The 13,759-nt window shown below is 66.4% G+C and carries 9 protein-coding genes; 7 read left to right on the forward strand and 2 right to left on the reverse strand.

All coding sequences use genetic code 11. The features are described 5' to 3' along the window. Positions 1-26: 26 nt before the first annotated feature. The 3 genes from VG543_RS11160 (at position 27) to VG543_RS11170 (ending at position 6,280) form a co-directional block, all read left to right on the forward strand. Complete coding sequence (locus tag VG543_RS11160; RefSeq protein WP_111098779.1) at positions 27-2,351, forward strand: winged helix-turn-helix domain-containing protein; 2,325 nt, start codon at positions 27-29, stop codon at positions 2,349-2,351. A gap of 115 nt (positions 2,352-2,466) precedes the next feature. Beyond that, positions 2,467-3,366, forward strand: a complete 900-nt coding sequence (locus tag VG543_RS11165; RefSeq protein ID WP_019662034.1) for a helix-turn-helix transcriptional regulator — start codon at positions 2,467-2,469, stop codon at positions 3,364-3,366. Between the two features lie 49 nt (positions 3,367-3,415). Continuing rightward, positions 3,416-6,280 carry a TonB-dependent receptor gene (locus VG543_RS11170; protein WP_423178558.1) on the forward strand — a complete coding sequence of 955 codons (2,865 nt, stop codon included), beginning with the start codon at positions 3,416-3,418 and terminating at the stop codon, positions 6,278-6,280. A gap of 178 nt (positions 6,281-6,458) precedes the next feature. Here the strand turns inward: VG543_RS11170 and VG543_RS11175 are convergent, their stop codons facing one another. Beyond that, the gene (locus VG543_RS11175; RefSeq protein ID WP_423178559.1) at positions 6,459-7,580 is read right to left on the reverse strand and encodes an HDOD domain-containing protein; all 1,122 of its coding nucleotides are present in this window, start codon (positions 7,578-7,580) and stop codon (positions 6,459-6,461) included. A 152-nt stretch (positions 7,581-7,732) separates the two neighbouring features. Further along, a complete protein-coding gene (gene ppa, locus VG543_RS11180; RefSeq protein WP_005410935.1) occupies positions 7,733-8,269 on the reverse strand; it encodes an inorganic diphosphatase in 537 nt (178 codons plus the stop codon). Positions 8,270-8,452: 183 nt separating this feature from the next. On the opposite strand from ppa, the gene VG543_RS11185 reads away from it, so the two are divergent. From VG543_RS11185 to VG543_RS11200, 4 genes are all read left to right on the forward strand, one after another. Next, positions 8,453-8,926, forward strand: coding sequence for a hypothetical protein (locus tag VG543_RS11185; RefSeq protein ID WP_423178560.1), 474 nt, complete (start codon positions 8,453-8,455; stop codon positions 8,924-8,926). Between the two features lie 72 nt (positions 8,927-8,998). Beyond that, positions 8,999-9,499: an RNA polymerase sigma factor gene (locus VG543_RS11190; RefSeq protein ID WP_019662030.1), complete on the forward strand. Its 501-nt coding sequence runs from the start codon at positions 8,999-9,001 to the stop codon at positions 9,497-9,499. A 104-nt stretch (positions 9,500-9,603) separates the two neighbouring features. Further along, positions 9,604-10,539, forward strand: a complete 936-nt coding sequence (locus tag VG543_RS11195) for a FecR family protein (protein ID WP_423178561.1) — start codon at positions 9,604-9,606, stop codon at positions 10,537-10,539. 222 nt (positions 10,540-10,761) lie between these two features. Beyond that, on the forward strand, positions 10,762-13,680 hold the full coding sequence (locus VG543_RS11200; protein ID WP_423178562.1) for a TonB-dependent receptor: 2,919 nt from the start codon (positions 10,762-10,764) through the stop codon (positions 13,678-13,680). Positions 13,681-13,759 lie beyond the last annotated feature (79 nt).

Raw genomic sequence — 13,759 nt, forward strand, 5'->3', positions numbered from 1 at the left:
GGCCCGTCCCTACTGTATCCCGGAAAATGAACAGCAGCGAAATCCAGCCGCCCGAGGCTGACCGTATCCAGGTTGGCGAATGCGTCGTCACTTTGTCCTCGCGAGAGGTCGAAGTTGAAGGTGCGCGTCGTCCGCGCCGGCTGACGCCGAAAGCGCTGGGTGTGCTGCGCGTTCTGCTGCGGCAGCCCGGCCGCGTGGTCACCCGCGAGGAGCTGTTTGCCGAAGTGTGGCCCGACACGCTGCCCACCAATGACGTGCTGACCCAGGCCGTCACGCAGCTGCGCAAGGCATTCGCCAACGACGACGACAACGGCCAGACCTATATCGAGACCATCGCCAAGAGCGGTTATCGGCTGCTGGTGCCGGTGCAGGTGCTGGAGGCGCCTGAGGCTGCCGTGGACAGCGGCGAGCTGGCCGATCTTCCGTTGCCGCCCGCGGACGCCGGTGGCAGGGCCGCGGTCGGTACGGTGCCGGTGCCGGGGCTTCGCCGGGCGTGGCGACGGGTCCGGCGCCAGGCACTGTTGGCAATCGGCATATTGATGCTTGGCACGGTGATCGTGCTGACGATGCTGCTGTTGCGGCAGCCGCCGGAAGCCAGTTCACCGGTTGATGCGGCCGTGGAGAACGGCGTTCGCGTGATCGGCAGCCCGCAGCGGCCTTACCGGCTGATCACAGCGACCAGTGGTTTTGAGACGTATCCAACACTTTCGCCCGACGGTTCCCAGGTGGCCTACGAAGGGGCCAACGACGACGGGGGGGACGGCGGTGCGATCAAGGTGCAGACCTCGGGCAATGCGCCCGCGCGCCAGTTGCTGACGCCTCCGGCCGGTGCCAACGACCGTTTCCCGAGCTGGTCGCCGGATGGGCGCGAGATCGCGTTTGCACGATTCAGCGCCGGAGGCGGCTGCCAGGTGCTGATCGCCAGTGCCACAGGTGGTGCCGTGCGCCAGGCAACCCGCTGCGACGGCACCGAGCTGCTCAGTTTCGACTGGACCCCGGATGGCCGGGGGCTGGTGTTCGGCAGCATGGTCGGACGCTATGCGCATCGCGGCATCCGCGTGCTGGATCTGGCCAGTGGCCAATGGCGTGAGCTGGATTACCGCGTCGATGCCGATGATTTCGACTATGCGCCGCGCTACTCGCCAGACGGTAAGTGGCTGGTGTTCGTGCGCAATCCGCAGATGGGTGATCTGTGGCGGATGCCCGCCGGCGGCGGTACCCCCGAGCAGCTGACCAATGAAGCGGCCGAGCAGCGAGGCTGGGCCTGGCTGGGGGATGGGCGCACCATCGTGTTCGGCCGTCGCGTGGACAGTGAAGTTCGCCTGTACTACCTCGACGTCGAGCGCCGCACGCTGCGCGACGCTGGCCTGGATGATGCGCAGTGGCCTGCGGTATCCCGGCATGGCAACGTGCTGGCGTTTGTCCACCGGCGGGCGCAGTTCGGCGTGTTCAAGGTTCCGATCGAGGGAGGACGTGCGGAACGACTGTTCGCGTCCAGTGGCCGTGATGGTCAGCCGATGGCCGCGCCCGATGGCCGCCAGCTGGCCTTCACCTCCGATCGCTCCGGCAGTTTCGCCTTGTGGTGGGCTGACATGCAGCGGCCGGACTCGCTGCGGCTGATCGAAGGCCTGCGGCCGGAGGCCCGGCAGGCACCGGACTGGGCCGCCGACAGCCGGCACCTGCTGGTGGTTGGCCGCGATGACCATGGACGTACCGTGGTCTACGAAATCTCGCCGCGTGATGAGCGGCTGCAGCCACTGCCGGTGCCCGCCGAACAACCGCTGCAGGCGCTTTACGGGGCCGGCGATGACCAGCTGCTGGTGGTGGAGCGGGATGCCGACCAGCGCACGCGCTTGAGCCTGTTCGACCGCAGCTCTCACCCCTGGCGCCGGCTGGCCAGCATTGATGGGGTGTCGCAGGCACGTTTTGATCGCGCCAGCGGACGGGTGCTGTTCACGCGCCTCGCCGCTGGTGGGCTGTGGTCGGTCGATCCGGCACTGTCACCGGCCAGTGTGCGGCAGATCACTGAAGACCTGCCGAGTCGGTGGCGCTATCGCACCTGGACCGTCGTGGGGAACGGTGGCATCGGTTACCTCGGCACGTCCACGCAGTGCGGCACGACCCTGGTCCTGATCCAGGACGGTACCGAAGTGCCGGAACGCTGCCTTGATCCGCAGCGGCTCAGCGCGGGCAATGGACTCAGTGCCAGCGCCAACGGGCGCGATCTCTACGTGGCGCTGGCGGTCAGTGACGGCGCTGACATCGGTATCATGCGGCTGCCCGAGCAAGCCCCGGCGCTGTTCCCTGCCTTCTCCAGAATGTTGATTTTGAAGAAGAATTTCTCTTCGTAATTTTTTCGTGTGGTTCTCGCCACGAATTCGTGGCGATCTCGGCAGTCTTTCCTGACGAGGTCCCACCAGATTGGGCAAAACGGAGGCCTGTACTAGGCAAATCCGTGGTGCCCCCATGCGTCAACTCTCGCTGGCCGATCGCGGCCAAACCATCTCCCTCGACAAGGCCCTGGACGACGTCGCGCCGACCTGCCTGGGCGTTGCCCGGCTGGGCAGTCTGCAGACCGCAGGCAGCAGCTTCACTGTGTGGATGCAGGTGCGCGGCAGTTCCTGGGTGGAAGCCAAGGAAGGACGCTTCCGTTTGCGCCAGGGCGAGTGGATCGCCTTCGAGAAGGAATCGCGGCCGCTGGTGCAGGCCGGTCGCAACGGTTTGTGCCTGGGCCTGAACCTCACCGTCGAAGCGCTGCGCGTGCTGGCCGAGATGGCCGACTGTGGCCTGTATGCCGGGCGTGGCCGCATGAACCGCGGCGATGCACGTGTTGCGCTGCGCCTGTGGCGCGATGCGCTGGCCAGTGGCCAGCCGGCGGAGGCATTGCGCCCGCTGCTGCTGCATCTGGCGGGCCTGCAGCGCGGGCTGGCCGACAACGTGCAGCGTTGCCCGGGTCGCTCGCGCAGCCGCAAGCGCCAGGTGTTTGGCCGCATGCAGCGCGCCCGCCTGTACCTGGAAGGCAACAGCCACCGCGTGGTGCGCATCGGTGAACTGGCTGAACTGACCAACTTCTCCAGCTGGTATCTCTCCAAGACCTTCCAGAGCCTCTACGAGGAAAGTCCGCAGTCGCTTTCGGCACGGTTGCGCCTGGAACGGGCGGCCGATCTGTTGCGCGATACCGACATGATGGTGGGCGAAGTTGCTGCCGCCAGCGGTTTCGACAACTGCTGCAGCTTCGCCAGGGCCTTCCGCGCCCGTTACGGGCAGTCGGCTTCGCGCTTCCGTGAGAACGGCGGGCTGCTGCCGCCACATTCTGCAAACTCTCCGGTTGGGTCGCGCAAATGCAGCGTCGCAACGCAATCGTAACGTGCTGGGGCGTTTTAACACGCTACTAACACGTACCTTGGAGAGATTGATGAACGTTCGTATTCCTGCAGTGCGGCTCGGCTTGTTGCCGGCCGGCATTGCGCTTGCCTTGGCACCGTCCTTCGCTTCGGCGCAGGACGCAGCTGCCGGCGGCACGACCGACCTGGACCGCATTTCGGTTACCGGTTCGCGCATCCGCCAGGCGAGCATGGAAACCGCGCAGCCGGTGATCGCGCTGCAGCGCGCCGACATTGAAAAGCAGGGCTTCACCAGCGTCGGCGACATCGTGCAGAACCTGTCGGCAACCGGTTCGCCGGCGATCAGCCGCGCCGATGCCCTGAGCTCGGGCGAAGAAGTCGGCGGCCAGTACGTTGATCTGCGCGGCCTGGGCCCGGAGCGTACCCTGGTGCTGCTGGACGGCAAGCGCATGGGCGTCAGCACCGGTGGCTACACCGACCTGGCCTCGATCCCGACCTCGGTGGTCGAGCGCATTGAAGTGCTCACCGACGGCGCATCGGCCATCTACGGCTCCGACGCCATCGCCGGCGTGATCAACATCATCACCCGCAAGAACTTCGACGGTCTGGAAGCCAGCGTCTACGGCGGCCAGTACAGCAAGGGCGATGGCGAAAAGCAGGTCTACAACTTCGTCTACGGCCAGACCGGTGAGCGTGGTTCGATCACCTTCGGCGCCGAGTACAGCAAGGAAGATCCGGTCTGGGCGAAGGATCGTGCCTTCAGCCGCTACCCGAACGGCCAGTTCCACCCGAACCCGACCGACGCAGACGCCAACGGTTGGTCGCCGGCATCCAACCACGGCGTGCTGATCGACAGCAATGACAACTGGTACACCCGCGCCAACAATGGCTCGGGCAACACCATGGCCGATTTCCGCGAGTTCGGCACGGCGGACTACACCAATGCCAGCCAGGAAATGTGGCTGCAGAACAAGCTGACCCGTCGTTCGGTGTTCGCCAACGGCAACTACGACTTCACCGACAACATCCGCGGCACCGCGAACGTGCTGTACACCAAGCGTACGGCCACCCAGCAGATTGCCGGCTACCCGTACCAGTCCGAGGTCTATGAGACCCCGCTGTCGGCCAACAGCATCTACAACCCGCTGGGCACGGATGCGAATTTCATCCGTCGCACATCCGAAGTGCCGCGCCAGACCGAGTCCGAGCAGGAGACCTTCCGCTTCTCGGCCGGCCTGGAAGGTTCGTTCGAGTTCGGCGACAAGTTCTGGGATTGGGACGTGGGCTACGTCTACAACCAGAACAAGGGTGTGAAGACCGGCACCGGCAACCTGTTCATCCCGAACGTGCAGAATGCGGTCGGTCCGTCCTTCATGGACGGCGACGTTGCCCGTTGCGGCACCCCGGGCCATGTCATCGCTGGCTGCACCCCGTGGAACCCGCTGGCACCGTACGGCTCGACCGGCAACGGCTCGCTGGCCGATCCGGCCCTGCAGGCTTACCTGTACCTGCCGAGCCACGATACCTATACCAACACCACCAAGGCGTACAGCGCCAACATCGGAGGTTCGCTGTTCTCGCTGCCGGCCGGTGAGCTGGCCATCGCGGCGGGCTACGAGCACCGCGAAGAAAGCGGCGAGTACAACCCGGATGCGCTGCTGCAGTCTGGCCTGAGTACCGACCTGGCCGGCAAGCCGACCAAGGGCAGCTACAAGCTCGACGAGTTCTACGTTGAACTGAATGTGCCGGTGCTGGCCGACATGCCGTTCGCCAAGGAGCTGTCGCTCGACATGGCCGGCCGCTACTCGGACTACAACACCTTCGGCGATACCATCAACAGCAAGTTCGGCCTGAAGTGGAAGCCGATCGACGACCTGTTGGTGCGTGCAACCTACTCGACCGGCTTCCGCGCCCCGAGCATCGCCGACATGTACGGCGGTACCTCGCAGACCTTTGACGCCTACACCGATCCGTGTGACAGCAGCTTCGGCTCGGCCGCACGCAACCCCTCGGTGGCGGCAGCCTGCCAGGCGCGTGGCGTTCCGGCCAACTTCCGCCAGATCACTTCCGGCGGTGCACAGTCGACCGGCCCGGGCACCCAGTCCTACAGCGCCTTCGAGTCGGGTTCCAACCCGGAACTGAAGCCGGAAACCTCCAAGACCTGGACCGCCGGCCTGGTGTACAGCCCGAACTTCGTGCAGGGCCTGGACGTCAGCCTCGACTGGTGGAAGATCCGCATCGACAACGTGATCGCCGCCGAGTCGGTAACCTCGATCCTCAACCAGTGCTATGTGCTGGGCGTGGCGTCGGCGTGTGAGCGTTTCAACCGCGGCACCGAAGGCCGTACCGCCAACCAGGTGGTCGACGTTACCCGTACCCTGATCAACGGTGGTTACCAGGAAACCGCGGGTTACGATCTGGGCATCAAGTACCGCCTGCCGGAGTTCTCCTTCGGCAAGTTCGTCATCGACTGGAAGACCACCTACGTCGATTACCTGGAGTACAAGCGCGACAACGAAGCCGAGACCCCGGTCGAGCAGCACACCAGCTGGGCGACCGGAGACTGGGGCGCGAACTTCCGCGTCCGCTCGAACCTCAACGTCGACTGGACCTACGGCAACCTGGGCGTGAACTGGGGCGTGCGTTACTACTCGAGCATGAAGGAGCCGTGCTCCTACGATACCGAGTGCAACCTGCCTGACTTCAGCTCGGCCTACACCTTGGCGCAGCCGACCCGCAAGGTGGGTTCGAACACCTTCCACGACGTGCAGGTGCGTTACAACCTGCCGTGGGAAGCCACGGTCTCGCTGGGCGCCAACAACGTGTTCAACCACGAGGGCCCGGTCATGTACAGCCAGCCGAACTCGAGCTTCTCGTACTACGGTGGCTTCGACATCGGTCGTTTCTACTACATGAAGTACACCCAGCGCTTCTGATCCATCGAAGCGTCACAGCAGAAAGAGGAGGGCGGGCCGCAAGGTCCGCCCTTCTTGTTTGTGTGCTGCACCGACTGAGGAGATCCACGCCATGCGTGGATGGTTCTTCAGGCACAACGGAAAAGGCAGGCCACCCGGCCTGCCTTTCATTCTCTGCGAACTCGCCCTGGGCGGTGCCTCAAGCCTCGCTGGGTACCAGTCCCATCAGGCTGTTGGCATGCTCCCGCCACTGCGGCAGCCTGTTGAGAACACCTGCGCGCTGCAGGTAGTCCTCGTCCACCGGATCACCATTGACCAGTGCCAGTGCCACGTGCACTGCGCCGGTCACCCAGAAGCTGCGTGTATTGGCACGCTGCGGCTGCAGATGGAACGCGACCGCTTCGATGATCGGCATCGGCAGGCCCCACAGGCCGAGCAGATAGGCACCGGCTTCGGCGTGGCCCGGGCGGGTGTCACCGGCCAGCGATGGTTCGCTGCGCTCGTTGCGCACGCCGGGCAGCAGCAGGCCGATGTCGGCCAGCAGCGCGGCGGTCGCGCCCAGTTCGGCGCTGGATTCGGGCAGCAGGCGTGCCGCCAGCCGCGAGGCGAGCAGGGCGCGCTGCTGTAGTGAATTGCGCTCGGCCGTGGACAGTGTCGGTGCCGAGAACACCTCGCTGGCCAGTACCAGATCGCGCAGCGTCGACAGGCCGAGGCGGGTCACGGCGGTGCGCAGGTCGGCGATGGTGCGGCCCTGGCTGAAGAACGCCGAGTTCGACAGTTGCAGCACCTTGGCCGCGATGGCTGGATCGGCAGCGACCAGCTTGGCGACGTCGGCGCTGTCGGCGTCGTCGTCATGTTCCAGTGCCTGGGTCAGGCTCAGGTACAGGTGCGGCGGCGAGGGCAGCTTCTCGATACGGCCGATGGCGTCGCGCAGGCGAGGGCTGTCCAGCACTTCACGCAGCTCTTCCAGGCTGGTCAGCGCTTCCAGCAACACTTCCGGTGCCAGCGGCAACGGCAGGAAGCGGTGGGCCACGCCGATCAGGCGTGCCGGCGGCGGCCGGTTGCCGTGCTGGGCGTCCACCAGCGCAATGCGGATGGTTTCCGGGCGCAAGGTCCGGATCTGGCCCAGCAGCGTGGTGGCATTGAGATCCGGCAGTTGCGGGCAGACGATCACCGCATCCACGCCCTGCGTGGCCACCGCGGTCATCGCGGTCTGGCCATCGGTGGCGGTCAGCGGCTGCCAGTCTTCCCCAAGATCGGCAATGAATTCGGTCAGCTCGGCCGGCAGGCTGGCTGCATCCCCAACAAGCAGAATACGCACGACACATTCCCCTGGCTGTCTCGACGATGGATGTCGACGACGTGTGAAGTGACGCAATTTACCTAATACGGCGGCAAGAGTGATGTGCCGTCGTCATGAAACGTGACCCGCATCGCTCCGGCGGGGTACCGCCGGAGCGATCCGGTTCAGGCTCAGGCCTTGCTGTCGAGATGGCGCTGGTGCGCCTCGATCAGGATCTGCTTGGCCTCAGCGGCGCCGCCCCAACCGTCGAGCTTGACCCACTTGCCCTTCTCCAGGTCCTTGTAGTGCTCGAAGAAGTGGCCGATGCGCTCCAGCCAGTGGCTGGACACCTGGGCGATGTCTTCCACGTGGGCGTAGCCACTGAAGATCTTCGACACCGGCACGGCCAGGATCTTCTCGTCGCTGCCCGCCTCATCGCTCATCTTCAGCACGCCGACCGGACGGCAGCGCACGACCGAACCCGGCACCAGCGGCAGCGGCAGCACCACCAGCACGTCGGCCGGATCGCCGTCGCCGCACAGGGTGCTCGGCACGTAGCCGTAGTTGCAGGGGTAGCGCATCGGGGTGGACAGGATGCGGTCGACGAAGATCGCGCCGGTTTCCTTGTCCACTTCGTACTTCACCGGCTCCGAGTCCTTCGGGATCTCGATGATGACGTTGATTTCTTCCGGCGGGTTCTTGCCGGGCGAGACGAGTTCCAGACCCATGGTGTGCTCCAGGTGGGGGATATAGACGGATAGCCCCCCATTTTATGCCTTTGCCGGGCGCTGTGCAGGGGAGGGGGCCGACGGCAGGGCGTGGAAGGCGCCGACCCGGCGGGCCGGGGTTGACCGATGGGGCCGGGCGGCGTGCGCGCGCAGGCTGGATGCACCTACCCGAGGAGTTCCCGCATGAAACCATCCGCCCTGTCACTCGGCCTGTTCTGCGCGCTGCTGATCGCGCCCGCCGCCCAGGCCTTTCCCTACGTGGACCTGATCGACTATCCGCACCAGGAAGCCAACTGGGACCGCTTCTTTGCCCTGGAAGGGCGTCTGCAGCACGGGTTCGACGCGATCTGCGGCGACACCTTCTGCGAGGGTGAGTACAGCGACATCCGGGCGCTGCGCCTGCGCTGTTCGGTGGACGCGGTGCGCGGCACGGTGCATGAGTGCCTGTGGGCATTTGCCGCCAGTGACCTGGCCGTCTCGCGGAACGACGGTGCGATCGTAGCCCGGCAACCGACCTGGTTGTGCCCGCTGCCGCTGGTGCCTGGCACCCCGGTTGAGGACTTCCATGCGGCGCTGGCGGCCCGTAATCCGCTGCATGATCCGTTGCCCGGCACGTCGGAGAGCGTCTATGACGGGCTGACCGGCTGCATCCACTGATGCGAACGTGACTGATTCGCATTAACGGAGTAGCATGCGCGGCGCCTTCCGTCTGTCGTCCCGGTTCCGCGCATGTCCTCCAATGCCGCCTCCCTTACCGAACTGCTGATCCGTGAGCGGCCGGCACTGCTGCGCCGGGTGCAGCGCATCCTCGGCGGAGACAATGGTGCCGAGGATGTGATCCAGGCGGTGTGGTTCAAGGCCCGTGGGGTCGACGACAGCCAGGCCATCGACAACCCGCGGGCCTATCTGTACCGGCTGGCCGCCAACCTGGCCACCGACCACGGCCGCGAATCGACCCGGCGCAACCGCCTGCTGGCCGACCACTACCTGTGGGGGCCGGACGAGGTCATCTCGACCGAGGAACAGGCCATGGCGCAGGACGAGCTGCAGCGGGTGCTTGATGCGGCGGGGCACTTGCCGGAGCCGACCCGCACCATCTTCCGGCTCAACCGCCTGCAGGGCCTGACCCAGGCCGGGATCGCCCGCCGCCTCGGGGTGTCGGTGACGACCGTCGAGAACCATGTACGCACGGCGCTGCAGCGGCTGGCGTGGGCACGCAGCGGCCGATGACCGGCCCGGCTTGGGGCTGGCCCTCACTGGAACGTCTTGATCACTGGACCGTGGATGCGGTCTAGTTCCTCCGCCCGCGCTTGAATGCGCCTGTCCGCCAGCCGATGAGCCCGCCGAACACGCTGCCCGCCGCCAATGACGATGCCCTGGCCGAACAGGCCCGGGGCTGGATCGCGTGGCTGGCCTCGGGTGACATCGGCGAGGGGCGCATGCGCGAGTTCGAGCGCTGGCTGGCACAACCCGGGCACCGCCGCGCCTTCGAACACGAGCGCGCGCTGTGGCGCAGTGTCGGGCCACGCCCGCAGGTCCGGCCCGCCGAACGCCCGCGGCCGCATCGAATGCGCTGGGCAATGGCCGCTGCAGCCGCGCTGGCGATGCTGGTGGCATGGCCGGAGGCCTGGTTGCGGCTGCAGGCCGACCATCGCAGCACGCACGTCGTGCAGAACGTGCAATTGCCCGATGGCAGCCGCGCAGTGCTGCATGCGGACAGTGCGATTGCCGTGCGCTTCAATGCACATGCACGCGAGATCGAGCTGCTGCGTGGGCGTGCCTGGTTCGAGGTCAGCCCGGATGCGCAGCGACGTTTCAGCGTGCGTGCGGGCAACGGCGTGATCGAGGACATCTCGACCGCGTTCACCGTCGCGCGCGGCGATGACCAGGTTGAAACCCAGGTCGGGCAGGGCAGGGTGCGCGTGGCCAGCCCGGCCGACGGTGGCTGGACTTATCTGCAGGTGGGCCAGCGTGCGGTCTATGGCGAGCACAGCGGCGTGACGCGCCTGCGGGATGTGGCTGCCGACAGCGTCGGCGCGTGGCGGCACGGCGAGCTGCTGCTGGAGCAGGCCAGCGTCGCCGACGCCGTGCAATGGGTGGGGCGTTATCGCGCCGGCCCGACCTTCGTGCGCGGCGATCTATCGCAGCTGCCGGCGGTAAGCGCGGCGTTGCGCATCGACCGCCCGGAACAGGCGCTGGATGCGCTGGCCGCGACGGCTGGATTGCAGGTGACCCGGCTGCCGCTCGGCGTCGCCATCGTCCATCGGTAGATCCACGCCATTCCCCCGGTGCCGACCAACGGTCGGCACCCACCACTACAACCAGCCACGCAACCGTCGGCACCTGCTTCGACTGCAAATCCCCTTGGGGTTGCCACGCTTTCATCCGTCTTACTCCGCGAACGTACCCGCCGCCGCCACGTACGTCGCCGTGTCCGCCCGTGTTGCGGATGACGCCGCGTTCGCGGCACCGATTACCTGACAGGTTCCTCCATGTTCGACTCCCACCGCCCCGGCCGCGTGCTGCGCCCGTCCCGTCTGTGCATTGCCTTGCTGGCTGCCGCCCTGGCCAGTGCCACGCCGCCCGCGCTGGCACAGAGCGACCGAGCCGACCACGCCGCCGTACAGCGCTTCGACATCCAGGCGCAACCACTGGAAGAAGCGCTGCGCAGCTACATGCGCCAGTCCGGCGTGCAGGTCGTGTACCCGGCCGCTCTGGCCCGAGGGGTGACGTCGCGTGCGGTCAGCGGCAGCATGCCGGCCAGCGAGGCGCTGCAGCAGCTGCTGCAGGGCAGTGGCCTGGCAGTGCGCCGGGTCGGTTCCGATGCAGTGACCCTGGAAGCGGCGATGCCGGTGCAGGCCGACAGCGGCGTGATCGTCACCGACACGCTCAGCGTGGCCGGCGACCGCGTCGACAGTGGCGCGGGCAGCGACGAGGCACGCCTGCTCGACAGCTATCGCGGCGTCGGTTCCATCACCCCGCTCAACCGCACGCACTTGGAGCGCTTCCGTGGCACCTCCAACGGCGACATCGTCAAGGGCGTGGCCGGTGTCACCGCCGGCGATCCGCGCGTTGGCAACGGCTTCGACGTCAACATCCGCGGCATCCAGGGCCAGGGCCGCGTGCCGGTGATCATCGACGGCGGCCAGTCCAGCATGGATACCTACCGTGGCTATGCCGGCCAATCGCAGCGCACCTACCTCGACCCGGACCTGATTTCCAGCCTGACCATCACCAAGGGCCCGAGTCTGCAGGCCAATGCCTCCGGTGGCATCGGCGGCGTGGTCGAGATGGAGACGCTGAAAATCGATGACGTGCTGCGCGAGGGGCGCGACTTCGGCGTACGCGTGCGTGGCGGCCTGGCCAACGCCAGCGCCAACAACCTGCCGTCCTACAGCGCCGCGCCACGTTCCGACCGCAGCGCCACCGGCAGCCAGTTCTTCAACGTCGCTGCAGCCGGTCACTGGGACCGCTTCGATCTGGTGGCCGCCTATGCGTACCGCGACAACGGCAACTATTTCTCCGGCAAGCACGGCTACGACGATTTCCCGCAGACCCGTCGCACGCTGGCGCCGCTGAATCCGGCGCGTACCGAAGTGTTCAACACCTCGGCGCGCTCGAAGTCGGCGCTGCTCAAGGGCACCTGGCGCATCGACGATGCGCAGACGCTGGAAGCGGGCTACCGCCGCTACGAAGGCACCGCCGGCGAGATCATGGCCTCGCAGATCATCCGTGTGGATCGTGACCGCATTCCGCAGTGGGATCCGGGCCATGTCGACATGGACAGCTACAGCCTGCGCTACCGCTTCAATCCGGACAGCGAGCTGATCGATCTACGCGTCAATGCCGCATACACCGACACCGACAGCGTGATGTACAACAGCCTGACCGGCATCACCCCCTGGTACTTCGATCGCCGCACCGAGTGGTACGACGCGCCCAGCTTCAGCGGCGACCCCGGCTACAAGGATGCCTACCGCAATCCGCTGCGGCAGAAGCGCTTCGGACTGGATGCCAGCAACACCTCGATGTTCGATACCCGCGCCGGTGCGTTCACCCTCGACTACGGCCTGTCCTACAGTGACGAAGACATCGCACCGGGCAGCTCGGGCCCGGTCATGCACGATGACCTGGTCAACAACCGTTTCCTGCGCAATGCCGAGCGCAAGGAATACAGTGCCGTGGCCTCGCTGAAGTGGCAGCCCGATGAGCACTGGGAACTGCTGGCCGGCGGCCGCTGGAACCGCGTGGACGTGCACGACCGCAACCGCCTGGCCACGCCCGATGCCTATGAGGTGCAGGGCCAGTACCGCTACACCGAACTGCTCAATGGCAACCCGGCGCTGCCGTCGTGGCGGGCCAAGCGCATCGCGCTGCTGAACTGGTATCCGGATGCCAACGGCAACTTCACCCAGGAATCGCTGCTGGCCTCACCGTACAAGAAGGGCACGGTGGCCGACATCGGTGGCTGGAACTTCTACGACGCCGGCAAGGCGCAGGACCTGGAAGTGCCGGTCAGCTGGACGTGGTCGCAGCCGATCCGCCGCCGTGACACCGCGTTCTCGCCGACCGCCAGCGTGGCCTACCGCTTCAGCGAAGACACCATGGTCTACGTGAAGTACGCCGAAGGCACCAAGCTGCCGAGCCTGTTCGAGACCACGCTGGGCCTGTTCACCGCCGCCAAGCCAGTGGGCGAGTTGAAGCCGGAGCGCGCGCGCAGCTGGGAAATCGGCGCCAGCACCATCCGCTACGACCTGTTCGCCGCCGGCGACCGCCTGGCGCTGAAGCTGGCGTACTTCGATACCCGCATCGACGACCTGATCACCCGTGACTACCGCACGCTGTCGGCGGGCCTGATCCGAAACGTCGACCAGTTCAAGGTCTCGGGCATGGAGTTCCAGTCCAGCTATGACAGCGGCAAGGTATTTGCCGATCTGTCCGCGCACTACTACTTCAAGGCCAAGACCTGCGCGCCGGACATCGCCGCCGAGCGCCGTGCCTACGGGGCGCAACGCAGGAACGGCGAGCTGGCCAACACGCCCGACTGCGTGGACGGCGGCTTCGAGGGCTCGTACACCAATACCCAGAACCCGCCGCGCTACATGGTCAACCTGACCCTGGGCTCGCGCCTGTTCGAGGAGCGCCTGACCTTCGGCACCCGCGTGGTCCACAACGCCGGCCCGATCAGCACGCTGGACAAGGACTGGAACGTAGGGCTGTCGGCGATCCAGCAGCTGTACCGGCCAACCACGCTGGTGGACCTGTTCGCCAGCTGGAGCTTCAACGACCAGCTGTCGGTCGACGCCGGCGTGGACAACCTGACCGACCGCTACTACCTGGATCCGCTGGCGTTGGGCGTGATGCCGGCCCCGGGCCGCACTGCGCGGCTGGCGCTGACCTGGAAGTACTGATCGCCAGCGTATGAGCGGTGGGGTCGGACCGCCCTCGGTGGGTGCGGACCTTGGTCCGCACCGCTTCCGCCGTGCAATC

The organism is Stenotrophomonas sp. CASM101, assembly GCF_049384845.1.
GTDB lineage: Bacteria > Pseudomonadota > Gammaproteobacteria > Xanthomonadales > Xanthomonadaceae > Stenotrophomonas > Stenotrophomonas hibiscicola.